This window comes from Reinekea sp. G2M2-21 (assembly GCF_015687175.1).
Taxonomy (GTDB): Bacteria; Pseudomonadota; Gammaproteobacteria; order Pseudomonadales; family Natronospirillaceae; genus Reinekea.
The window spans coordinates 384,215-407,836 of the sequence record NZ_JADPQG010000005.1; the positions used below are offsets into that span (position 1 = coordinate 384,215).

24 protein-coding genes are annotated in these 23,622 nt (G+C 48.8%); 16 read left to right on the forward strand and 8 right to left on the reverse strand.

What is annotated here, in order from left to right; all coding sequences use genetic code 11:
* Positions 1–177: 177 nt before the first annotated feature.
* The 7 genes from IYN85_RS18905 to IYN85_RS18935 all read left to right on the forward strand — a co-directional run bounded on the left by IYN85_RS18905 (position 178) and on the right by IYN85_RS18935 (position 4,203).
* Entirely contained in the window at positions 178–423 is a 246-nt protein-coding gene (locus tag IYN85_RS18905; protein WP_196160493.1) for a hypothetical protein, read from the forward strand.
* Between the two features lie 87 nt (positions 424–510).
* Positions 511–1,167, forward strand: coding sequence for a hypothetical protein (locus IYN85_RS18910; RefSeq protein ID WP_196160494.1), 657 nt, complete (start codon positions 511–513; stop codon positions 1,165–1,167).
* Positions 1,168–1,524: 357 nt separating this feature from the next.
* Positions 1,525–1,983, forward strand: a complete 459-nt coding sequence (locus IYN85_RS18915; protein ID WP_196160495.1) for a hypothetical protein — start codon at positions 1,525–1,527, stop codon at positions 1,981–1,983.
* Positions 1,984–1,989: 6 nt separating this feature from the next.
* The gene (locus IYN85_RS18920) at positions 1,990–2,421 is read left to right on the forward strand and encodes a hypothetical protein (RefSeq protein WP_196160496.1); all 432 of its coding nucleotides are present in this window, start codon (positions 1,990–1,992) and stop codon (positions 2,419–2,421) included.
* A gap of 39 nt (positions 2,422–2,460) precedes the next feature.
* Complete coding sequence (locus IYN85_RS18925) at positions 2,461–2,922, forward strand: DUF5680 domain-containing protein (protein WP_196160497.1); 462 nt, start codon at positions 2,461–2,463, stop codon at positions 2,920–2,922.
* Positions 2,923–2,996: 74 nt separating this feature from the next.
* Entirely contained in the window at positions 2,997–3,599 is a 603-nt protein-coding gene (locus IYN85_RS18930; protein WP_196160498.1) for a hypothetical protein, read from the forward strand.
* Positions 3,600–3,801: 202 nt separating this feature from the next.
* Positions 3,802–4,203, forward strand: a complete 402-nt coding sequence (locus tag IYN85_RS18935) for a hypothetical protein (RefSeq protein ID WP_196160499.1) — start codon at positions 3,802–3,804, stop codon at positions 4,201–4,203.
* A gap of 111 nt (positions 4,204–4,314) precedes the next feature.
* Here the strand turns inward: IYN85_RS18935 and araA are convergent, their stop codons facing one another.
* From araA to IYN85_RS18950, 3 genes are all read right to left on the reverse strand, one after another.
* Positions 4,315–5,784: an L-arabinose isomerase gene (gene araA, locus IYN85_RS18940; protein WP_196160500.1), complete on the reverse strand. Its 1,470-nt coding sequence runs from the start codon at positions 5,782–5,784 to the stop codon at positions 4,315–4,317.
* 822 nt (positions 5,785–6,606) lie between these two features.
* A complete protein-coding gene (gene araC, locus IYN85_RS18945) occupies positions 6,607–7,470 on the reverse strand; it encodes an arabinose operon transcriptional regulator AraC (protein WP_196160501.1) in 864 nt (287 codons plus the stop codon).
* An 18-nt stretch (positions 7,471–7,488) separates the two neighbouring features.
* Complete coding sequence (locus IYN85_RS18950) at positions 7,489–7,689, reverse strand: hypothetical protein (protein WP_196160502.1); 201 nt, start codon at positions 7,687–7,689, stop codon at positions 7,489–7,491.
* A gap of 46 nt (positions 7,690–7,735) precedes the next feature.
* Between IYN85_RS18950 and IYN85_RS18955 the strand changes: the two genes are divergently transcribed.
* Genes IYN85_RS18955 through IYN85_RS18965 form a run of 3 tightly spaced genes read left to right on the forward strand, consistent with a single transcriptional unit; the run spans position 7,736 to position 11,056 of the window.
* Positions 7,736–9,379: a ribulokinase gene (locus tag IYN85_RS18955; RefSeq protein ID WP_196160503.1), complete on the forward strand. Its 1,644-nt coding sequence runs from the start codon at positions 7,736–7,738 to the stop codon at positions 9,377–9,379.
* A gap of 11 nt (positions 9,380–9,390) precedes the next feature.
* The gene (locus IYN85_RS18960; protein ID WP_196160504.1) at positions 9,391–10,083 is read left to right on the forward strand and encodes an L-ribulose-5-phosphate 4-epimerase; all 693 of its coding nucleotides are present in this window, start codon (positions 9,391–9,393) and stop codon (positions 10,081–10,083) included.
* A gap of 28 nt (positions 10,084–10,111) precedes the next feature.
* Positions 10,112–11,056, forward strand: coding sequence for a transaldolase family protein (locus IYN85_RS18965; RefSeq protein ID WP_196160505.1), 945 nt, complete (start codon positions 10,112–10,114; stop codon positions 11,054–11,056).
* Between the two features lie 14 nt (positions 11,057–11,070).
* Here the strand turns inward: IYN85_RS18965 and IYN85_RS18970 are convergent, their stop codons facing one another.
* From IYN85_RS18970 to IYN85_RS18990, 5 genes are all read right to left on the reverse strand, one after another.
* Complete coding sequence (locus tag IYN85_RS18970; RefSeq protein ID WP_196160506.1) at positions 11,071–12,525, reverse strand: ABC transporter permease; 1,455 nt, start codon at positions 12,523–12,525, stop codon at positions 11,071–11,073.
* Entirely contained in the window at positions 12,515–13,183 is a 669-nt protein-coding gene (locus tag IYN85_RS18975; protein ID WP_196160507.1) for an ATP-binding cassette domain-containing protein, read from the reverse strand. Before IYN85_RS18975 ends, IYN85_RS18970 begins: the two co-directional genes overlap by 11 nt.
* Positions 13,183–14,052: a putative selenate ABC transporter substrate-binding protein gene (locus IYN85_RS18980; RefSeq protein WP_196160508.1), complete on the reverse strand. Its 870-nt coding sequence runs from the start codon at positions 14,050–14,052 to the stop codon at positions 13,183–13,185. The genes IYN85_RS18975 and IYN85_RS18980 overlap by 1 nt, the downstream gene beginning before the upstream one ends.
* Positions 14,053–14,174: 122 nt before the next feature.
* Positions 14,175–15,563: an MATE family efflux transporter gene (locus tag IYN85_RS18985; protein WP_196160509.1), complete on the reverse strand. Its 1,389-nt coding sequence runs from the start codon at positions 15,561–15,563 to the stop codon at positions 14,175–14,177.
* On the reverse strand, positions 15,556–16,137 hold the full coding sequence (locus IYN85_RS18990) for a DUF2239 family protein (protein ID WP_196160510.1): 582 nt from the start codon (positions 16,135–16,137) through the stop codon (positions 15,556–15,558). The genes IYN85_RS18985 and IYN85_RS18990 overlap by 8 nt, the downstream gene beginning before the upstream one ends.
* A gap of 465 nt (positions 16,138–16,602) precedes the next feature.
* Here IYN85_RS18990 and IYN85_RS18995 point away from each other — a divergent pair, with 465 nt between their 5' ends.
* From IYN85_RS18995 to chvE, 6 genes are all read left to right on the forward strand, one after another.
* Positions 16,603–17,469, forward strand: a complete 867-nt coding sequence (locus IYN85_RS18995; RefSeq protein ID WP_196160511.1) for a carbohydrate ABC transporter permease — start codon at positions 16,603–16,605, stop codon at positions 17,467–17,469.
* Complete coding sequence (locus IYN85_RS19000; protein WP_196160512.1) at positions 17,469–18,368, forward strand: carbohydrate ABC transporter permease; 900 nt, start codon at positions 17,469–17,471, stop codon at positions 18,366–18,368. The genes IYN85_RS18995 and IYN85_RS19000 overlap by 1 nt, the downstream gene beginning before the upstream one ends.
* 137 nt (positions 18,369–18,505) lie before the next feature.
* Positions 18,506–19,816 (forward strand): ABC transporter substrate-binding protein, encoded by a 1,311-nt coding sequence (locus tag IYN85_RS19005; protein ID WP_196160513.1) that lies wholly within the window; start codon positions 18,506–18,508, stop codon positions 19,814–19,816.
* 51 nt (positions 19,817–19,867) lie between these two features.
* Positions 19,868–20,878, forward strand: a complete 1,011-nt coding sequence (locus tag IYN85_RS19010) for a LacI family DNA-binding transcriptional regulator (protein WP_230390846.1) — start codon at positions 19,868–19,870, stop codon at positions 20,876–20,878.
* 31 nt (positions 20,879–20,909) lie between these two features.
* Positions 20,910–21,896 (forward strand): family 43 glycosylhydrolase, encoded by a 987-nt coding sequence (locus IYN85_RS19015; RefSeq protein WP_196160514.1) that lies wholly within the window; start codon positions 20,910–20,912, stop codon positions 21,894–21,896.
* Positions 21,897–22,519: 623 nt separating this feature from the next.
* Positions 22,520–23,578 carry a multiple monosaccharide ABC transporter substrate-binding protein gene (gene chvE / locus IYN85_RS19020; protein ID WP_196160515.1) on the forward strand — a complete coding sequence of 353 codons (1,059 nt, stop codon included), beginning with the start codon at positions 22,520–22,522 and terminating at the stop codon, positions 23,576–23,578.
* Positions 23,579–23,622: the final 44 nt, after the last annotated feature.

Sequence of the window (23,622 nt, forward strand, 5' to 3'; positions counted from 1 at the left end):
TGGGCCGGTTTTTACTATTCGCTTCAATTCCGTTTGTGCTGTTCGCGCTTACGGGTGGCAGTTTTTAATAAGCGCATATTGTATTGGCCTGGTGCTTCGCCGCCAGGCTTGGGCTGATGTGGGATTAACATTTGCTAGCGCTCGATTTCGCCGGTTACAAAAAGATTAGAGACTTATATGGATAAATTTACGAAAGGTGAATATTACTACAGCCTAACCTACTCAAGTCCTGGCCTGAGAAAACCCGTAATTGGCTGCTTTGAATTCCTTGATTCATTTCGAGAAAGTGATGAGGTCAAGTTTTTGTTTAAGCATATTCCTTACTATCGAAACGACAAAGATGAAACGCCAATTGAGTTTACTAAAGAGCAAGTATCTGACTTTGTTAGCGAAAGCAACCTGGTAAATTCAATAGGGAAATGAATATATTCACTATCACGAGTAGGATTCAGGCATTGTGTAAAATCAATCTTCGTACTCTATATATTCCCATTTTTTTGGAGCTGTTTGGTGATTATGGATATTAGCTTTGAACAATGGATTGATTGCTTATTCGGACATGATGAAGCTGAAGGCGATTGGCGCTTTGACATGGAGATGCCACTTGCTGACATTTCGAATGATTTGGTTGTCGACTACACAATTAAAATGTATGAGAATTTCGCTGGAATTATTCAGGGTTTCTCAGACTGGCAATTAGGGATGGGGTTGTACTACTTATACAGTCATACCTACTCAAACTTAGTATATGCATTTCATGATGAAAGTATTGAATTAAAGAAGCGGCTCAAAGCAATTTCGCTGATGAACGTTCTGTACCAAGACTGCTTGGCAAAACGGTGTCACGAAGTGTTGGGGCATAAGTCCGAAAAGGGCTCCGAATTGGATAGCTTCAACTATATGCTTTGGGACGTAACCCCATTGATCTTCTGCCCTGAAAATACAGATAAAAAGTTCATCTGCGCAGCTTTAGAGGACGTTCTGGCGTTTGCATTGAGCATTAAGCATAAAGGGTGTATCGAGAGTGGTCTTCATGGTATTGGTCACTTTATGTTGGAACATGAGGAAGCCTCCAAACTCGCTACAGCTTATATTCGTAATCCGACAGTTGAAAATGAAGAATTATTGGCCTACGCGAAGAAAGCGGAAGTAGGATATGTACTGTGAATGCGGGTAACACATAGTATTTTTTTCTTAATGGCGACACGCGACTTTCACAAAGTTAAAAGTATTTTTAGTAGGCAGCGAAAGATTAAATATGGAAATGAAAGTATTCGCTACAGGTGTGATAGTTGTAGGGTTCATTTACTGTGGGGCCATGTTGTGGGCAGCAAAGAACACTCGGTCTGGCGAAAAGTCCCCTGTTATTGGTTTTTTGGTTCGCGGCCCATTCCGGAAAGCCGTGAGTAGCTACTTCGATGGTAGGGAAGAGTTTCTGAAAGATAGGGAAACCCTTGGTCTTATATCTCTACTTGTGATTATGCTTTTATTCGTATGGTTTTCGTCTTGAATCGTTGTAATCAAATGAAACTACGTAGTTTATTTTTTTTGTTCCGTAAAAAGATCAGGTCAGTGGTTTATAGTACTGGTCATTTCATCTCTAAAATTGATATTTTTGGACTGAAGGTAAATGCGCTGATTCTGATTTTTCTAATGCTTGTTTTCCCAAGCAAAGGGATCGCAACTCAGCCCGTCGCATGCGGGAAAGAGTGGATTAACATTCATAAAGGTAATCCTAAATTGGTAGGTATTTTTGTTTCGCAACTACCCGATAATATTGAAGACGCGAAACTCTATAATAACGCTCATCCAGTTAGTATTTACTATGCGTTTTCAGATAATATGGTGCACTGGGTTTCTTACACCCCTACTGGACAAGTTCAAGATGGTAGGTGGTATAGCGCAAAAGAAAGTCCATGGCTAAAGGAGGTTTTGACGTTCGAGTTCAAGAATGATGTGACTTGTAGATTCTGGGCTGAATAATAAATTATGAATACAACTAAACTGATTAAATATTTTGTTCTATTGGAAGTGGTGTTGGCCGTTTGCTACATGGCATTGTTTTCGCATTTCCAAGGCCTTCTGCCGGATCATTTAACGGACTACGTTCATAATATTGAGTATGCGAGCCTAAGCTTTGTGTCAAAAAGCTCGTGGTGGTTAACCGGTCTTTCATTTATTTTGTATGTTGTTTCGATTGTACTCCTGCTGCTGACAAATCCTGTTGGAAAGTGGACATACTTGGCAACAATCGTTGTGAGCTTGGTCGCAACACCCAATATGGGACATGTTGTTCAACATTCCTATCTCAGCCTGATTGGGTCGATAGACACATTAAACCAAGGAGCCATTTTGGCATTACTGTTTTTGACCGAGTCCGAATACAACAAGCCGAGGCTTGCTAGTCGTAGTACGAGTTAACAGCTAACAATGCATTACGGTTAATAAGCTGAGGGAAAAGTGGAATTAATTGAATTTATTATCGAAGCAAAGCTCGCTGGCTATGCAACGGGTGGCGAGACGACTGACTTGACTTTTGAAAACGGTTTTAAGGGTTTCGAGTTCAAAAAGGCCGGTTTTCACTATATAGATAAGTATTTCGGATTTAACCCATTTGCCGGGTCAGAATCGGTCTACGATTCATCCGGTTCATTAATCTGGGTAATGAATTACTATGGTGAAGTTTATGAGGTTTGCGACGAGCCGAAGCTCGTGTACGAAACGTTAAAACTGGCAATGAGGCAAATAAGCCTGCTTTACCCCTATAGGGGGCCGAAATCATTTGAGCATGAAGGTTTGCATTATCGGAATAGACAGTTTGGAACCCCTTATACGTTCAATGGTCGCGAAATAATTTCAAGGGATGGCTTAGATGTGTACTCATTGAGTTACCATGGCGGTTCGTTGGTTCAATACACATAACGTGCGCATGCTACCAGTTTAGGTTTCTTCCGTGCACTAACTTCTCTTAAAACGCTGCGTAAGTGTTAAAAAACATGATAAAACGGATTTTAAAGTACATAAGCTATCTTGGGGTTCTAGCCTCGTTTTGTATGTTTGGGTATGGCAATTTTGGTCCATTTTATAAAACCGAACTTCTGAAGGCGCCTTTCTCCTTTTCTACGGTTAATCCTCAGGAGTTCAAATTTACCCCTCAGATCTCTGATGAATATATGATTGAAGTTCACCTTGAACGGAACCTTCCTGAAAATCAAATGGATGAGATTTTAGGAAATTACGTAAAGAGAGATTCTGACTCGCTAATATTCGTAGAGTGGGAACTTAAACAGGGTGGTGAGGTTCTGGCTCGTGGCTCTAACAAAGAATTTGGATACTCACCTATATTTGGAGGGGGTTACTACGGGCTGGTCATTGGAACGGTTTCACTCACTAAGGGAGAGCTATATACATTGTTATTGGGCTTCGATGAGCCTCACCCTGAGTGGGAAGAAACTAAACCTATTCTCAAAGTTGGTTTACACCCTGCTAAACTGGAATACTTAATTGGTTATTTGTTGTTTGGCGTATTACTGTTTTTACTATTCATTCCATTTGCAGGTTACTTTGTTTATCGGGGATTTAGAGATCACCTCGAATAAACCACTAAACCTCAGGGCACTAAACCTTACGACGCGAGCTCACCTTAATTTATTACGCTGGCGCTAAATATCGCCCATCACAGAATTGATGTGAGGAATATGTGATACCGTCTTAGTCTTTACTGGTGGTAAAACCGTTGACCCGCAGATTTAAGTTCGGACTACCAATAAAAGTTTGTCAAAAGTTGTTTAAGGAATTGTCGTGTTTGTTGATTTCATCTTTATAGCAATACTGATGCTTTTAATGTCTTTTGCCTTTATACATGGTGCAAGGGCTTCCGGATGGAATGAATTATCAAAGTGTTATCGCGGTCAATTCAAAGGTACGGGTAAGCCGATTAAATTTGCCTCTGCTAGATTAAAAAACAATACGTTTGCTGGGTGTGTTTTGAAATTGAATGTCGATGAACGTTATGTGTATTTTGGCTTTATTCTTCCCTTTAACCTTTTTTTTAAGTCTATTGCCGTCCCTATTGAGGATATTGAAATCAACAAAGACAGATCGATCCCTTACTTTTCCAAACAGATGACATTCAAACAATGCCCAGACTGTCCAATACGCATTAGTAAGCGTAACGCTATTCGACTGGGGCTTATTAAGTAAAGATCCGGCTCTACCCGTTTTCCTAAAAAAAGACCCCGGCCGCATAAACGACCAGGGTTTAAAAGACGCACCTCGCAGTGCTTGCAGTCAAACCAGATTTGCAGTCTGTACTCAGTAACCCGATGTTCGCAGTTCACGTTTGAACGAACGGATGTCGGTGTTTTCATCAATCACACACAACTCCACGCCCACCATGTCTGCGTAAATTTCTATAATCTCTTTCGATACCGCTTGCGTATAGGCGCTGTGGTGCGCACCGCCCGCCATAATCCAGGCTTGAGCCGAGGTTTTCAGGTTCGGCATGGGTTCCCACAGGGCGTGCGCTACCGGTAGGTTTGGCAGGTCTTGCGGTGGGCATACGGTGTCGAGCTCATTCAGGATAAAGCGGAACCGATCACCTAAGTCTATGGTGGTCAGGTTGCGTGCGCGGCCTGTCTGTGCCGAGAAAATCAGACGGGCGATGTCGGCTTTGCAGCCAATGGTGTGTCGCTGAACATCCAGTATGGGTTTGTCGTTGGTGATGCTCGGGCAAACTTCCAACATGTGGGCACCCAGTACCTGCGCTTTTTTGCCAAAGTGGTAGGTGTAGTCTTCCATGAACGAAGTACCACCGGGTAAACCCACCGACATGGCTTTTAAAATGCGCACACTGGCGGAAGTTTTCCAGTCGCCTTCACCACCGTAGCCGTAGCCTTTCGCCATTAAGCGTTGCGTGGCCAAACCGGGCAGGTTGCTCATGCCGGTTAAATCTTCAAAGGTGTTGGTGAATGCTTTGCAGCCGTGGTCGGTTAAGAAACGTTCCATGGCAATTTCCAGGCGGGCGTCGTTTTTCAACCGGGTGACTTTGTCGCTGTCGTCCATGCTGAACGCCCATTGGTAGTCGCTGGCGTATTGGTCCAGTTGTCTGGCGATATCTTCGTCGCTGACGGCGTCGCAGTATTCCACCAACTTGCCAACCCCATAGGCGTGCACTTCATAACCAAACTGAATTTGCGCCGATACTTTATTGCCTTCGGTGACCGCAACCTGGCGCATGTTGTCGCCAAAGCGGGCGATTTTTAAACTTTGGCCTTCCGCCCAACCGATAACAGCCCGCATCCAGTTTTGCATGTCCTGATGCACATCTTTGTCTTGCCAGTGCCCCACGGTAATGAAGCGGTCGATGCCCAACCGTGTGCCAATGTAACCGAACTCACGGCAACCGTGTGCACTTTGGTTCAGGTTCATGAAACTCATGTCAATGGCCTGCCAAGGCAGTTCGTCATTGAACTGGGTGTGCAGGTGCATCCAAGGCTTTTGCAGCGCTTGCAGACCTTTTATCCACATTTTGGCGGGTGAGAAGGTGTGCATCCAAAACACCACACCCAAGCAGTTGGCATCGCTGGTCGCGTCCAGGCAGAGGCGTTGAATCTCCTCCGGCGTGGTGGCGATGGCTTTGAATTCCAGCGGCAGTGGCAATTGTGCCTGATCATTTAAACCCGCGACCAGCGTTTGACTGTTGCTGACCACCTGTTGCAAAACCTTGTCACCATACAGATGTTGAGAACCGGTGATGAACCAAATTGATTGCTGTGCTGACATGAACAAAACCCCTTCCAAAAAGTTGACCATCGCGTTTGCAACGGATGGCAATCGCTATTTTATAGGGCTTAGTGTCGATCAGACGGGGGGGAGGTTGAATAGACGAACAGATCAGTTTTATGGACAAAATGGTTTTGCGGAACGACGTGGTCCGACTTTTTTGGCATGGTATAAAATGTTCATTAGCTTTTGCTTTCCAAAAGGGTTGATCTCTTGATCCGGCCTTTACCCGAGGTTGAGTCGTTAAAACAGAATGTACCGGTGAGGCTGCATCCGTTTTTTCTGCCTTGGGGGTTTCAAGCGAGTCGTCGCACCGAACAAAACCCCCAAACCCCCTGCCACCGACCCAGAAACTTACCTTCATATCCAACTTGCTTCGAGACGCCGTTCGTAGCATACCCCGAGACGTCGGACCGCCCTGTATGCCCTCACTTGCCCGCGCTTCCATGCGCGGATCAGCGTCTGCGCTACGTTGAATCTTTCAGAGTTTCTGGCAGTCGGAAAGGTAGGCTCTAAATTCATCATTCTTGCGCGCTGATCACAAGGGTCGCCTTTTGTGCCCTTGAATCCGTTGCGATGTGCCAAATAATTCAGCCAAAGCAGATGCGACGGAGCGGTTATTTACGCCGATATTGGCAATGGCTGTTAATTGGTTTGTCAAAAGAAGGGGTAACAGAAGGGCGCTTAACATTGCACCGGTTTTGCCCTAAACGGAAAGCATCGCCCAACAAAAAGCAGATCACAGAAACACGTAAATGCCACAGTGACAAGCGCAAAAAGGCTGAGTTAACAGCCTTTCGTTTCACGCGTGCGTACGCAACTCTATCTTTGGCTTTGCCGGAACTCTCGTGGGCTTTCGCCCAAGTTCTTTTTAAATACCCGGGAAAAGTACAGGGCATCCTGGTAACCCAGATACTGGGCGACTTGGTTAATGGCCAGGTCGGAGGTAATCAACAGCTGGCGTGCCAGGGCAATGCGTTGGTCTTCAATCCATTGCCGCACAGATACTTCTTTTTGCTTTTTAAACAGGTGTGAAAAGCGCGACGGCGACATACAGGCGACGCGGGCCAGTTCGTCGATTGAAAGTTCACTGGCGATGTTTTCATGAATAAACAAGCAAGCGCGTTGAATGCGCGGGTCCACGGGGCTGGTGGGTTTGGAGTCGTCGAATTCACGACAGCGGATTAAGATCTGTTCGAGCAGGTTGAGGCTGAGTTCTTCGGCTAACATTGAGCCTTGTTCGTTGATCTGATCAATGTCTTGAAACAGATGATCAATCATGTCGATCTCGCGCTCACCGTGGTGTTTCTTTAAGGACAAAAAGCCAACCCCGCAGGATTTTTCTGTCCAGTCCAACCATTCGCTCCACATGGCGCGGGGGCGGAAGTAAATCCAACGGTGATACCAGTTGTGCAGGTCGGGGTGGCGGCCGTAGTCATGCACGGCAGAAGTGGGGATGATCATCATGTCACCCTTGGTCACCTTGCGTTCGTGCGGGGTGCCGGGAAACACAAGGCCACCGCCAGAGACAGTTAAGTTCAGAATATAGCCTTTCAGGCCTTTGGGTCGGTCGATCCAAAAATCCAGTTCGCCGCCTTTGACAATGGGCGTAATACCCGCGACCAGGTGAGCGTTAAAGGGATAGCCGGGTTTCAGTGGGTCTGTGTTTGGCATCAATTGGGTCATCTTTCGCTGCCTTTTTTCTTATTTGTAGCCAATATATCCATAAAAAATGCTTTTGTCTTGTATTGGTTTTCGAACGGTTTTATGCCCATAAATAGCTGTACAGCCTTGAAAAACAAGGCTTCTTGCGATTGTTTCAGGCGGTTTTAAGGTGTTCGGTTTCGGCAATTTGCCCGGAAAGTCGATATAAACAGCACGATTTTCTATAACGAATTTATCCATGCACCGGCACAGTAGTTAGCAAAGATTCTGTGATAAGGAAAAACCTATGTCGTCCTATGTGGCCGGGCTTGATTTCGGCAGTGACTCTGTACGGTGGTTGGTGGTCGATGCCAACACCGGAGAAGAAATCGGTTCTGAAGTTGCGTACTACGAACGCTGGATGCAGGGGGCTTACTGCAACGCAGCTGAGCAACAGTACCGGCAGCATCCGAATGATATTTTGGCAGCGATGACCCAGGCTGGCCAAGAACTGCGCGCCAAATTGGGCGATGCGGTGTTTCGCAATATCCGCGCGATAGGCGTGGACACCACCGGGTCAACGCCAATTGCGATCGACAAATACGGTACGGCGTTGAGTTTGCGAGAAGAGTTTGAACACGATCCCGACGCCATGTTCGTGTTGTGGAAAGACCACACCGCCATAGAAGAAGCCGAAGAAATTACCCGTGTGGCCAAGCAGGGTGGCGTGGATTACACCCGTTATGTGGGCGGCAGTTATTCGTCGGAATGGTATTGGGCAAAGCTGCTGCGCGTGTTGCGGAAAAACACCAAAGTCAGCCAGGCGATGCACAGTTTTGTTGAAATGTGCGATTGGATTCCGGCGGTTCTCAGCGGTACAACCGCGCCGAAAAGCCTGAAGCGCTCGCGCTGCGCCAGTGGTCATAAAATTCTGTGGCACGACAGCTGGGGTGGCTTACCACCGCGCAAATTCTTTTCCCAGTTTCATCCGCAATTGTCGAATGTGCGAGACAATGTCGGGGATCAGTCCTACACCAGCGATGTTGCCGCAGGTGTGGTCACCGGCGATTGGCAGGAAAAACTCGGCCTGTCGGAACACGTGATTGTGGCGGTGGGTGCATTCGATTGCCATCTCGGTGCCGTGGGCGCCGGTGCGAACATCAATGAACTGGTGAAAGTCATTGGTACCAGTACCTGCGACATCATCACTGCAGAGTATCAGGACATAGGGGACCGCTGCGTGGCAGGCATTTGCGGGCAGGTCGACGGTTCTGTCGTACCAGGTAAAGTCGGGCTCGAAGCAGGGCAGTCTGCGTTCGGCGACTTCTACGCTTGGTTTAAGAATATAGTGGCATGGCCACTTACCTTAACGGATTTGAATGAAGCGCAACAGCAACAGGCTGCGGATGCTATTTTGCCGAAACTGGGCGAACAGCTACGGCATTACCAGCCCACCTTTAAAGCACCTCTGGCGTTGGATTGGATTAACGGCCGACGCACACCGGACGCCAACCAGCGGTTAACGTCGTCCATTTTCGGTTTGAATCTGGGCAGCACCATAGACGATTTATTCCACGCGGTCGTGGAGTCTACGGCCTTTGGTGCGCAAGCCATTAATGAATGCTTTGAACAGCAGGGCGTGGCGATCAACAAAGTGATTGCCATTGGCGGGATATCACGCAAGTCCGACGCCATTATGCAGATCTGTGCGGACGTGTTTAATAAGCCCATTGAAGTAAAAGCGTCGGATCAATGTTGTGCACTGGGTGCGGCGATTTGCGGTGCCGTGGCAGCCGATCTGTATCCGTCGATGGCAGCCGCCATGACCGCGCTCAGCAGCCGAACCGAGCGGGTTTTTGAACCCCGCAGCGAGTACGTAGGTGTGTACCGTTTACGCTATCAGCAATACCTGCAACACGCATCGTATGTTGAAAGCCGCGTGAAAAATTGAGGCAACCGGTGATGACGTTAGCGCAACTGAAAGAACAGGTATTCCGCGCCAATTTGGCGTTAGTAGAGCACGGGCTGGTAACCTTTACCTGGGGAAATGTCAGCGGAATCGACCGCGAGCTGGGTGTGTTTGTGATCAAACCCAGTGGTGTCCCTTACGAGACCATGCGCGCGAGTGACATGGTCGTGGTGGATTTGAAGGGTCAGGTGATCGACAGTCAATACAAACCCTCGTCGGATACACCGACGCATCTGGCACTGTATCAGGCGTACCCGGATATTGGCGGAATTGTCCATACCCATTCCACGAATGCGACAGCCTGGGCGCAAGCCGGTAAAGCCATTCCGGCGTTGGGCACCACGCACGCCGATTATTTTTATGGCGACATTCCGTGTGCCCGTGCGTTGACCGACGCTGAAATCGATGGCGATTATGAGCGAAACACCGGGCTGGTGATGATCGAAACCCTCGGTGAAACACCGCCGTTGTCGATCCCCGGCATGCTGGTGAAAGAGCACGCGCCTTTTGCGTGGGGTAGCGACGCGGATAACGCGGTGCACAATGCGGTGGTTATTGAAGAAGTGGCCAACATGGCGTTGAAAACCCTGTTGATTAACCAGGACGTGGCCCGGCTCAACAGCGCGCTACTCAATAAACACTATCTGCGTAAACACGGCAAAAATGCCTATTACGGTCAAAAATAACTGACCAGATACTATGAAGGACAGTCCGTTGAATCAACTTGAGCAATTAAAACAATTTTCGACCGTCGTCGCCGATACCGGTGACGTCACTCAAATCCGAGACTTCAAACCGACCGATGTCACCACCAATCCGTCTTTGATTTTAAAAGCGGCACAGTCTGGGGAAACACAAACCCGCATGGCCGCTTGTGTGGCGGCAGCGAAAGCGCAAAACCCAGAGGATTGGCAAGACGATGCGATCGACCGTATCGCGGTGGATTTCGGTGTGTCTCTGAGCCAACTGGTGCCGGGTTACGTGTCGACCGAGGTGAACGCTCGTTTGTCGTTCGATGCGGACGCGATGGTCCGCAATGGCGAAAAATTGATGCGGTATTATCAAGAGCACGGCGTCAGCCCGGAACGTATTCTGATTAAAGTCGCAGCCACGTACGAAGGTATTGAAGCAGCACGCCGTTTGGAAGCAATGGGTTATAAATGCAACGTGACCTTGGTGTTCCACCGTATTCAGGCCGTTGCGGCGGCACGAGCGGGTGCGTTTTTAATTTCGCCGTTTGTTGGCCGTATTCAGGATTGGTACCAAAAGCAAGGTGACTTACCCGCAGACCCAGCGCTGGATCCAGGCGTGCAATCGGTTAAGGGGATTTATCAGTATTTTAAACAGCACCAGTTAAAAACCGTGGTGATGGCCGCGAGTTTTCGCTCGACAGATCAGGTGCTGCAATTGGCAGGTTGCGACCGTTTGACCATCAGCCCGGCGTTACTTGCTCAGTTGGCACAAAGCGATGCGACGGTGAATAAGTTGATGATTGAGCAGGTTGTACAAAGCTTTGTTGATGATGATATCGATGTCTCTGAAGCTGCGTTTCGCTGGGCGCTGAATGATGATCCGATGAGCAGCGAAAAACTGGCCGAAGGCATCCGGTTGTTTTATCAGGACCATCAACGCTTGCGGGAGTTGATCGAAACCCTGTAAAAGGGCTGAGGTGATCAGGACGATAAATGACCGAGTGAACGGAGTCGACGCGACAGCGCGTCGACGCCGATATTTAACAACGCCGCAATGGCAATGAGAAACGCTGCTCGGTCGTAGCGGATGTCTTCAAAAGCCGAGTCGATGTAAAAGCCCAGACTGGTCACACCAAGAATGCCGAGAATCGCGGACTCTCTCATAATCACTTCCCAGCGATACAACAACAGCGACAGAAAGTGTGAATACAATCGTGGCGTGAGTTCATAGCCAAACAGGTTGAGCCCTTTTGGCGCGTCCGGTCTTAATTTAAGCGTTTCACTTTGCTTCGCCAGCAGGTAACCGATGAGCCCACCATTGTGCAGGCTTAACGCGGTGATGGCGGGTAACATGGACGGGCCTAACAATAAAAGTAGCACAAACGCCAGCACCATTTCCGGCGTTGAACGCAGAATCAACAGCACCAAATGTCCCAAGCGGTAGCCGGTGGCCGAAAACAGTTTCGGGCTGGCGAAACCATACATCAGCAAGGCCAATGCGCCACTGCCGACTAACGCGATTTGTGACAGTACCAATGTGTTGACGGTGGCGGGCAAAGCAACGGAAAACAGTTGTTGCTGATACCAGGACGCGGCGGCTGACCACTCGCCCGCGCGTAACGCTTGCGGCCAGATATCCTGACTGAGGAATGTCCACAGGCTGGCGTGGGTCGATGGGGAGTCGGGCATCAGCAGAATCGCAGCGACCAGATACACCAGCAGCAGGCGTTGTTGCATCCACCAACGGATGCTGGCAATAAGCAAGTAAAAAACAATCAACAGCAAAGCCGACTCGCCGTAGTTCCCTTGGCTGAAGGCTGTTTCCAGGTAAAACCCCAGCGTGGGTAAACCGATAAAACCTAAAATGGTGCTGGAGCGCAACGCACACTCGAAGCGATACCGGGTGTAGCTGACCAACGCAGGCCAGGACTGCGGCACCCATGTGTACGCGGCCAGACTGATGCGATCGGTACGCACCGAGGTACTGCGGTGACTGGCGGTGGATTGCTGCTCAAAAATTTCCGCGAACATTTTGCCGAACGTTCCGGCAAACGGAACCAGAATGGCCAGCAGCCCAGTGGTGGCGGACAACCCGAAGACCTGCATAAACAGCAGACCCCAGAACAGTTCGTGAACGGCACGTGTGGCGGCACACAACAAGCGGATGATGCGCCAATGAAAAAATATCGACGCCAGCAGACCAATAAGCGCGGCACCGGCCACCGCCAGAAACGCAAAGGCAACGGTTTGCCCGAGCGCCGGTAACAGATAACGAAAAGCCTGCATGTCTGGGTGAACAAACCCCAGTGCCATTCGTTTCAATTCAATCCAGGGTTCTACTGCAAAAATTTCCAGATCGGCTAACGGCAGACACAGTATCGCCAGCGCGACAAGGCCAAAGGTTAACCGCGTATAACGTTGACCACTATTGGTCATAGAGTGCGGCCAGATCCGCATCGGATACCTGCGATGCCGGATGGTCAAAATAAATCGCGCCCTGTTTTAAACCGATGATCCGGTCGAACAGCGTTACCGCGAGAGACACATCGTGCAGGGTTACCACAACGGTGGTGTGCTTATCCAGAACCTGGCGCAGAATGGATTCACTTTGCACTGGGTCCAAACTGGAAACCGGTTCGTCGCCCAGAAAAACCGTACACTGCCGGTACAACGCGCGACCGATCGCGACCCGTTGGCGTTGTCCGCCGGATAGTCGGTCGACACTGTGGCGCAGTTTATCGCCGATTCCCAAACGGTTGGCGATGTCCGCTACTTCTGCCCGGGGCTTGGCAAAGGGGCGCGCAAGATTCAGCAGGTTATACAACGAGGAATGTTGTTCCAGCTGGCCCATATAGATGTTGTGATAAACCGACAGAATATCGACCAGCGCATCGGCCTGAGGGCACAAGGCCACGTGTGCGCGCTGTTGTTGAAACAGCGTATTGAGCAAGCTCGTTTTTCCGGCACCGGAGGGACCCACTATCGCAATTTTTTCACCATCGTGAATGGTCAGTGAAATGTCGTTGAGTACCTGATGTACACCGAGCGTCAGTGACGCCCGGTGCAGGGAAAAACGCGGGGCTGCTGCGTTCATCAGTCGAGCAGGCCGATGGCTTGCGCCGTTTTTTCAATGGGCAGGTAGTCGGCGTTGCTGGCCGGCACAAAAGAGGCACGAGGGAAACTGGCCAGTAAGTCTGGGTCGGTCATGTTCAACAACGCACGTTGAACTTTCTCAATGGTGCCGTCACCAAAGCTGTCGTTTAAATCGCCGCGTACGGTCCATTGGTAATCCGGGTAGGTTGGTGTGCTCCAGATAACGCTGATCTTGCTTGGGTCGATATGGCCCGCAGCCAGTTCATTTTCCCAAACCTTATAATTTACCGCGCCCACCTGATACGCACCGGCTTGTACCTGTGCAATGGTTTGGCTGTGATCGTTGGCAAAACCGACGCGTCGGAAAATATCTTCCGGTGCTGCGTTGAAAAATTCGCGAATATAAAATTCCGGCATCAGTCGACCAGAGGTGGAACCCTTGGCACCGAAGGTGAACGTTTTTTCTGTGATGTCCGCCGGGAAATTTTCCGAAGCCGTCAGGCCGGTAGAGTGGTGCGCAATCAGATAGGTTTTAAAGAACTGGTCTTCATAGCCTTGTGCAATAGCCACGGAACCTGGTACCTGAAGACGGGCACGCACGCCGGACAAACCACCAAACCAAGCTAACTGTACCTGATTATTTTTAAACGCTGTGATGGCCGCCGCGTAAGACTTAACAGGGATGTAATTCACTTCGATGCCCAGTTCGGCGCTTAAGTAATCGGCGACTTTGTTAAAGCGTTCCTGCAAGCGGGATTCATCTTCGTCGGGAATGGCGGTAAAGGTGAAGGTTTGTGCAGCCGCCAGTGATGAAAAGGCTAAAATAACCGTGGTGATTGCGGTAATAAAGCGTCGGGAAAAATTAAACATGAGTTCGTCCGTGTGAATTGATTCAGGGGAATAAAAAACGGACGCGAGTATATCGGTTGCCTGTGGAATAACCAACCGTCGACAGCCGCCGCTGTCGACAGTGGTTCACAAAAATGAACGATTTATGCGTGATTATCCGGGTAGAGTAAGCCGTAACGGAACGCCAGTTTTTGTCGTCGTTTAAACAACACCCACAGTGTCAGCAGTAACGCGAGAGCTTCGGCGCCCGGGCTGGCGTACCAGATCCCCCATTCGCCGAAAAACATCGGCAGCGTGAACATCAGCGGTAAGGCGAACAGGTAGGTTTTAGATAAACCTAATATACCTGCTCTCAATGCGTCCCCGATGCTTTGAAAAAACATCGATACCATTAACAGCGGGCCCAATAAAAACAGCGCTAAAATCGATACCGGTAATATACGTGCCACCTCGTTGGTGACGGCCATATCGTCCACAAACCAGCCCCCAATTTGATGCCGTAACAACCAGAGAATGGCTTCGATGCTGGTGCAATACACGAGCGCTGCGATGAGCGCTATTTTGATACTGCTGTTGGTGCGTTGGTAATTTTTAGCGCCAACGTTGTTCCCGACAATACTCTGAAACGCCATACTCAAACCCAATAACGGCAAGAATATAAAGGTATTCAGCCGGGTGATGATGCCGTAGGCACCCACGGTGGTGGCATAGTGATTGACACTCCATTTTTGCAGGTTAAACAAAATGGCAGCGGACATCAGCGCGACACCAATGTAAGTCAGACTGGACGGCGTACCCAGCGCCAGGAATTCGCGCCAGTGATGCCGACGAGGCGACACGCGCATAACCTGAATGTTCAGATGGTTGGTCGGTCGGCGACGGAACCAGAACACCGGAATCAACGACAGCGCCTGCGCCAATATGGTGCCATAAGCCGAACCGGCAACGCCCATGTGCAATTGCGCAATGAACAGATAGTTGAGTACGGCGTTTAGCAACACGGACGATAAAGACACCAACGCCATAAAACCGATGTGACCTTCACAACGCAAAGAGTCACCATTAATCGATAACGTAAATGTCAGTGGTGACGCAAACACCAGAATGGCAATGTACAGGTAACTCATATCCGCCAACGTTTGCGAGTTATTGTTGGCCATAAGGGTCATTGTTTTGCCGGCGCTGATAAACAAAACAATTAACACCACACAAACCAATAATGACAGGGTGATGGCTTGCGCAAATGTTTCTTTGGCGTCTTGAGTGTCGCCCGCACCCAAGGTTCGCGCCATCACACTGGCGAAACCATTAGACACTAGCGTGGACAGCGCAACGATCAGCATAAAGGCTGGGAACATGGCGGTGACCGCCGTCAGCGCGTCAGCACCGACAAAAATCCCCAGGAAGTAGGCATCGACCAGATTAAACGACCCGTTAACCAGCATCATTAAAATGATGGGCGCGGCGGTTTTGGCAAATACCGAGGCTAGTGAGCCGTTGAGGTAAACGTTGTTATGGGTGGTTTCAGTCATCTTTGGGTCCCTGATGAATTGCGCTGATGGCGTTGAATTTGTCCATCACGATCTGTTGAAAATCTTCTGGCCACGCGGCAATCGCCTGCGTAAAGCTGACTTTGCTGTTGCGATACAACGCGCGGGTGGCCTCTTCAAAGCCGGGCGCGTCTGCGAATACCGACATTAACCCGTGCAATTGGTTTTGCAGCACCGTAATACGTTCTTCCGGTGAGGCGTTCTTCATGGCGTGGTCGACCAATCGGCGTAACGTCACTGACGCTCCTCCGCGTTGTGTGGCCAACCATTCCCAGTGTCTGGGTAACAGGGTGACTTCCTTGGAGGTCACCCCGAGTTTGGGTCGGCCCCGTTTTGACGGGGCTGAGGCTTCGGCTGGTGACAGGACGGTATTGGCCTGCTCAAGCACGGCCTGTGCGCTGCCATGCCAGCTGAATTCAAGCCGTTTGCAATTGTCCAGTGCAAACACCATGGGCTCAATATTGGGCGCGGTGGCTTTGGTTTGTTCAATGACCGCGGCTAAATCGCCGCGGGCGAGGATGTTTCGGTCGTAAATGGTGATGTATTCGGTCGACATGAGAATTCTCATTTAAATCAAGGTGAAAGCATTTTACCCAGGTAAAATAAAAAATCAAATTTACCGGGGTAAAAATAAGGAGACTCATGGTCAGTGCAGTAAAGCGAAGAGGGCAATAAAGCGTGTAGAGCCTGATTTAAGCGGCGCCTGGCCGAACTCTATGGTTTGGTGAACTGATCAACCATGCATCATGGTTGGTCAGCACTCCCGAGTCAATCACCGTTCAAGTGCTGTGTTCACGAATAAATTCCCAAATTGTCCATGTTTATGGCTAGAAACTCCTGCCTTACTAATATTATTAGTAATATTATTATCGGCAGATGCGAAAACAACAAAAAAACTGGTAACTCATTGTGAGTCGATGATTACCCGGAGTATTCGATATGAAATATGCAATGACACCCTTCGGCAGGGGTAACAAAAGCCGTCGCCACAACCCAGTGGTATCTGCCGTGGAGGCGAGTCATGAATAAACGCATTGACTGGGCTGGTTATGCCTTTTTAGCACCTTACCTCATCGTCTTTGTTGCTATGGTGGTCATCCCCCTGTTTTGGGGGATTAACCTGAGTCTGCAAAAAGCGGATCTCTTTGGTCCTGGGGAATTTGTTGGGTTAGATAACTATCGTCGATTGTTTGCGAATAAGATCTTTCTTCAAACTGTCGGGAACACGTTTAAATTTGTCCTGATTACGGTGCCACCCTTGGTTGTCTTAGGGTTAGGGCTGGCGTTGGCGCTGAATAAAGAAGCCCCGTTGCCAAGTCTATTGCGGGGTATTTTTTTCTCATCAACGGTACTTTCTGTCACCGTGGTTACCTTGATCTGGCGCATCATCTTTATACCCAATGACGGAGTGATGGCGAACTTATTCAATGTTTTTGGATGGGAGCCGATTGCGTTTCTATCGGACCCGGATTGGTCGCTGATCTCAGTGGCGATCGCAACAATCTGGTGGTGTCTGGGGTTGCCAATGATGCTGTTTGTCGCTGCGCTGCAACAGATTCCCAAAGATCTTTACGAGGCTGCCGCCATCGATGGTGCGAATCGATGGAATGAATTTTTCAAGATTACCTTACCGTCTATCGGCCGCACCATTGTGTTGGTGATCATCATCGAAATCGTGATGCAGTTTCAATTATTTGGTCAGGCTCTGTTGATGACTCAAGGTGGACCGAATAACACGTCGAGATCCATCGTGATGTTTATCTACGACGCTGGTTTCCGTCGTTGGGATATTGGTTCAGCGGCCGCGGCCTCACAAATTTTGTTTCTATTGATACTGATTGCCGCTATGGCGCAATTCGCGTTAAGTCGTCGACAGGGGGATGCGTGATGACTCAGTTACCTTTAATGAAAAAGTCTGGCCCCGCCCGCAAAGTGCATTCGATGTCGCTATCTGAATTGATCAGCCGTATTGGTGTTAAGCATATGCTTATTGTCATGATGGTGGTTCTGTCTGTCGTTATGCTGGCACCTTTTTTATGGACCGTCGGTTTGAGTTTAAAGTCGAACCAGGAATTAATGATGGGAACCGATGCGGTATTCCGGTTTCCCTATACGCTAAAAAATTACGCGGACATTTTCGAAAATTCACATGTGTTTCGTTGGTTGACGAACAGCCTTGTGGTGTCGATCGGTATGACAACCGGTGTGCTGCTCTTGTCATCGCTGGCGGGCTATGCCTTCGCACGATTGGAGTTCCCTTTTAAACGCACGATTTTCGTCATTGTACTGATGGGGTTGGCGGTGCCTGAGCAAGCCGTGATTATCGCTCGGCATCAGATTTTCAGTTCAATGTCATTGCACAATACTTATGCCGGACTCATTCTGCCAGGTCTGTCCGCGCCCTTTGGTGTTTTTCTGATGACGCAGTTTTTCAAGGCGATTCCCCGCGAAATTGATGAAGCAGCAATGTTAGACAACGCCAGTAAGATAACCATTTTTTGGCGTGTCCTGTTACCACTGACGCTACCTGCGCAGGCGACCTTGGGCATATTAACGTTCCTGACATCGTGGAACGACTATTTCTGGCCACTTATTTCGGCCACAGAACAAGACATGTTTACATTGACCGTTGGTATTGCTTCTTCACAGCAGAACTTTGCACAGAGTGAAGGGTTGGGCTTTCTTGCCTCGCAAGCCATCTTCTCGGCATTGCCTATTTTGATCGTCTATGTCTTGTTCCAAAAACATATTGTAACGGCCGTTGCCGGTGGCGCGGTGAAGCAATAAAGAAAGAAACGAGTGTTTCCGATGGTTGGGTAAGGAGAATCCGATCATCACACCTGACCTGTCAGGTATGCGCAAATTTGCATAAAAATGTTGAAACTTAAACCACTATAAACAAGAAAACTGAAAGGGTTTATAACATGATTAAACAACAATGGTTAATCCCAGTCGCGTTAGCGACATGTATGACAACTGGCCAGGCGCTGGCAAAAACAGAACTGCACCTTCAACGCTTTTTTGGTGCGTGCGAAGCGGAGTATGGTGAAAATACCAACGTTGATGCAGCTGAAGGTGAATGCGGCATCATGACCTCGCTGATCAATAAATTTGCGGCGGAAAATCCAGATATCGACGTCAAAGTCACCACGGTTGAGTGGCCCGGGTATGATCAGTTAACGGCGCAAATGGCCAGCCGTACGCCACCAGATCTGGTGACTATGCATAACTCTGTCATTGCTGACTACCAATCCCGTCGGTTAATTTTACCGATAAACGATCTGTTGCAGCAGGGCAATATCGACACAGCTGACTTCACTTCAACCGCGTTGAATGGTGTCGTACGTGACGGTGAAGTATTTGGCTTGCCGATGGACACATGGACGATGTTGTATCACGTTAACACCAACCTGATGGCCCAAGCTGGGTTAATGAAGGCTGATGGTACGCCGATGTTGCCAGGTAGCTCTGCTGAAATGCTGCAGATGGCCCGCCAGTTTAAAGATAAAACCGGCAAGCCTTATCTGATTCAGATCCTGTCCAATGAAACAGCCGCGTATACGCGTATGTTTTACACGTATCTGTTTCAGCAAGAAGAAAACTTCTTTGCGGACCCGAACAAGATCTCTCTGCAGACCGACGCTGCCCGTACCATTGTCAATCACTTCAAAACGATTTATGACGAAGGCCTGACGACAAAGAATATGGATTACCCGGCAACGGTTTCTGCGTTCTCCGGTGGTGAAGGCGGTATATTGATGAACGGCAACTGGTTACTGGGTGCTTATACGGCGGAGTCTAAGAAAACCGACAGTCAGTTATACAATGCTTACCAGGCGTATCCGTATCCACAACTGTTTGCGAACGACGATTTGTTTGTAGATGGGCATTCGTGGGTTATGCCAAACAAAAAACGCAACAAGAAGGAACTGGCTGCTACCGCTGCGTTCTTTAAGTTTATGGCAGAAAACGATTACCAGTGGTCTCGTACCGGGCACTTACCGAGCATGAAAGCGGTTCTGGATAACCCCGACTTTAAAGCGCTGCCTCACCGCTCCAGCCTGATGAGTGTGACAACTCGTGGCAAAGGGTTGCCTGGTGGTGTGAAGCGTCAGTTCGCGGTTCAGGACATCATTGGTGAAGAACTGGCATCGGCTATTACCGGTGTTAAATCGGTGGATGCTGCGTTGAAAGATGCAGAAGATCGAGTGAACGATCTGTTAGGCAATCTGTAACAGGTGTGAATATCGGAGGGGACATTCCCCTCCTGAATGGCAGACGAAATTATGCGTAAGAAAAAAGTGACGATGTTGGACATTGCTACCGAAGTCGGGGTTTCACAACCAACGGTGTCCGTTATTCTAAATGGATCTGGCAGTGTGAAGGTGTCCGAGGAAACCAAGCAGCGGGTATTTGCGAAAGCCCGTGAGCTGGGTTATCAGTTTAAATCTGTTCGTCATGGCTATCGGCATTCGCGTATCGCGCTCGTTGTAAACAGTCTGAACATGCATGATCCATTCATATCTGCCATTTCTTCTGCCAAAGCCAGAGCTTGGGAACGAGACGCAGTTTTGTCGGTGTTTGATTACGAAGACAACGACGATTTGAAAATGGCAATGTTCGATGAGATCCGCACCGGTGATTACCAGGGTCTGATTTTTGCCTCAAACACCCCTCGTGAGATTGACAGCAGCGAAGTGTTAACGCTGGAAAAACGAGTGTTGTTGAATTGCTATGACAGTGGCAGCGACAAAATACCGGCTCTGTTACCAGCCGATTCGTTGGGTGGTTTTCGAGCGTGCGAGCATTTGATCAACGCAGGTTACCGAAAAATTGCCATGGTGTGTGGTGAGTCCTGGTCATTATCTTCGATTGACCGGGAAAAAGGTTTCCGACAGGCCATGGCCAACCATGGACTGCCGGTTAACGACCACTCAATTGTGTACGGTAACTGGTCGGTGAAACAAGCGTTCCTGGCGACACAATCGTTGTTGGCTTTACCAAGCCTGCCTGACGCGATTTTCTGCGCGAGCGATTTAATGGTGCTTGGTGTTTATCAAGCGCTTCAACAACGAGGACTGCGCGTACCTCAGGATATTGCTGTGATCGGGTACGATAACCAGTTACTGGCGACGGAAATAAGCCCGAGTTTGAGTAGCGTTGAATTACCTTATGACGAAATGGGCCGCATGGCTGTCGATCAAATTCTGGATGATACTTCCCCGGAATTTCCCGTGATTAAGGTTGAGGGCGAACTTTATGAACGTGAATCGTCCAGGGCCTTGGTGACTTCCTGAATTAAATTTGAGGTTGGATGAAAACATTATTATGACTATTCAAAACCCCGTCATCGAATGCCGCGCAGATCCCCACATTTATCTGCATTCCGATGGCTACTATTACTTTACCGCTTCGGTGCCGGAATACGACCGCATTGAGCTTCGTCGGGCACGTTCAATTGAGGCTCTGAATAATACGCCAGAGTTGGTGACGGTGTGGACAAAACCCGATTCCGGACCTTATTCAGATTTAATATGGGCGCCCGAAATCCATTTTATGGATACTCATTGGGTTATTTATTTTGCCGCGGCCCCGAACCGAGAAGTCAAAGACGATGCCTTTCAACATCGTATGTACGCTTTGCTTTGCTACGATGATAATCCTTTAGCATCAAGTTGGGTCTTTGGCGGCCAAGTGGATTCGGGAATCGACTCTTTTTGCTTAGATGCGACTATTTTCAAACTTAGGGATCAGTGGTATTACCTCTGGGCTCAGAAAAGCCCAGATAGGCCCGGAAATTCTTGTTTGTATATCGCGACGATGGCAAGTGCGACGAAATTGTCTTCTCCGCCGGTCATGTTGTCTGCGCCGGAATATGACTGGGAAGTGCAGGGTTTTTTAGTGAACGAAGGTCCTTCAGTCATCCATCGTTACGGCAAGATTTTTGTGACCTATTCAGCCAGTGCGACGGACGAGCGATACTGTATGGGACTATTGTCCATCGACGAAGACTCGGATCCGCTGGATGCAGGCCAATGGCATAAAGCGTCTGAACCCGTTTTTCAAACAGACGAACAGCGCAAGATATACGGGCCTGGCCACAATAGCTTTACCCGAAGCCAAGATGGTCAAACCGACTACCTGGTTTACCACGCTCGCAATTATAAAAATATCGAAGGTGATCCCCTTTGGGACCCAAATCGTCATACCTGTGTGCAGGTATTGCGTTGGAATGAACAGGGTGAGCCGGTGTTTGGTCGCCCGCAACAGCAAATTGAACTGCATGCATCGGATATCTGCGATGTGGTTTTGTGACATTAAATAACGCTTTTTCCCTTTCTGGCAGAACATTCGTATGGCCTGCCAGATTTTTTACCGTATCTGTTTTTTTCCTTCGAAAGCTAAATGCTGACATAGTCACTGCCTTTGTATAGCCATGGCGCTGCCATCGGCCAGACAGGCTAAATGTTCACCCTCTGCGAGCCACGTTACGGCGGTGAAATTCATCAACTCGCTCTAACATCGGTCAATTCAGCACCGCCCTTTGGGACTTACAACGCAAAGGTTGTGCATTGTTGTAAGTTTTGCACATGACTCGCTATTTCCTGCGACCAACTTACGGGTCAGCCAATGCTTTGAAGAGATTGCGTCGTTTGTATTTGACAGGGTTGCTCTGGATAAGACTAACGTATAACGCGTCCAGATATTTTTCAGCCGTTGGCGATTTCATGATTAGGACAATAAACCCATTTCTGCCGATTTATTGCTGAGTTTATGGATGAAACGGCTACATCGCTTTGCATCGGTGTGAATACGTTTTCAGGCTCGATAAACTCGATTTAGGTACTTGGATCGGGGGCGCAAAACCGGCGGGTACCAGAGCCATCCATACGATAAAAATAAAAGGTGCGATTCACGGATCGCCATGGAGTAATACAATGAAAATGATGAAATCCCTGCTCACGGCGGCACTCGCCGCCAGTATGTCACTGGTTGCTACATCTGCCTTGGCGAAAGATACCGTTGGTATTTCCATGCCGACTAAATCATCTTCCCGTTGGATTGCCGACGGCAATAACATGGTCGAACAATTCAAAGACGCCGGTTACAAAACCTATTTGCAATACGCGGAAGACGACATTCCGACACAGCTGTCTCAGGTTGAAAACATGATTGTGCGGGGTGTTGACGTGCTCGTGATTGCAGCGATTGACGGCACAACGCTGTCCAGCGCATTGCAAAAAGCTGCTGACGCTGGCATTAAGGTTGTTGCGTATGACCGACTCATCCGTGACTCGGCCAACGTTAACTATTACGCGACGTTCAACAACTTTCAGGTCGGTGTTCTGCAAGCGCAGGGTATTGAGTCTGCTCTGGGTTTAAAAAACGGTAAAGGTCCTTTTAACATCGAGTTGTTTGGCGGCTCACCGGATGACAATAACGCCTATTTCTTTTATGACGGTGCCATGTCGGTATTGCAGCCATACATCGACAGCGGCAAGTTGAATGTTGTTTCTGGGCAGATGGGTATGGACAAAGTCTCCACTCTGCGTTGGGATGGTGCGGTAGCGCAAGCGCGTATGGATAATCTGCTCAGTGCACATTACACCGACAAGCGTATCGACGCGGTACTGTCACCTTATGACGGTTTGAGTATTGGTATTCTGTCTTCCCTGAAGGGCGTCGGTTATGGTTCTGCCGGTATGCCAATGCCTATCATTTCTGGGCAGGATGCAGAAATTCCTTCGGTTAAATCCATTCTCGCCGGTGAGCAAACCGCGACCATCTTTAAAGATACCCGTGAATTGGCTCGTGTGACAGTCGGCATGGTTAACGCGATCATGAAAGGTACTCAACCTGAAATTAATGACACCACAACGTACGATAACGGCGTCAAAGTGGTTCCTTCCTATCTGTTGAAGCCAGTTCTGGTTGATAAATCCAACTGGGAATCTGTGCTGATTGACAGCGGTTACTACAAGCGCTCGCAACTGTAATTTGCTCGTATCAAGCGCCTGCGTTGCGCAGGCGCTGTTCCTAC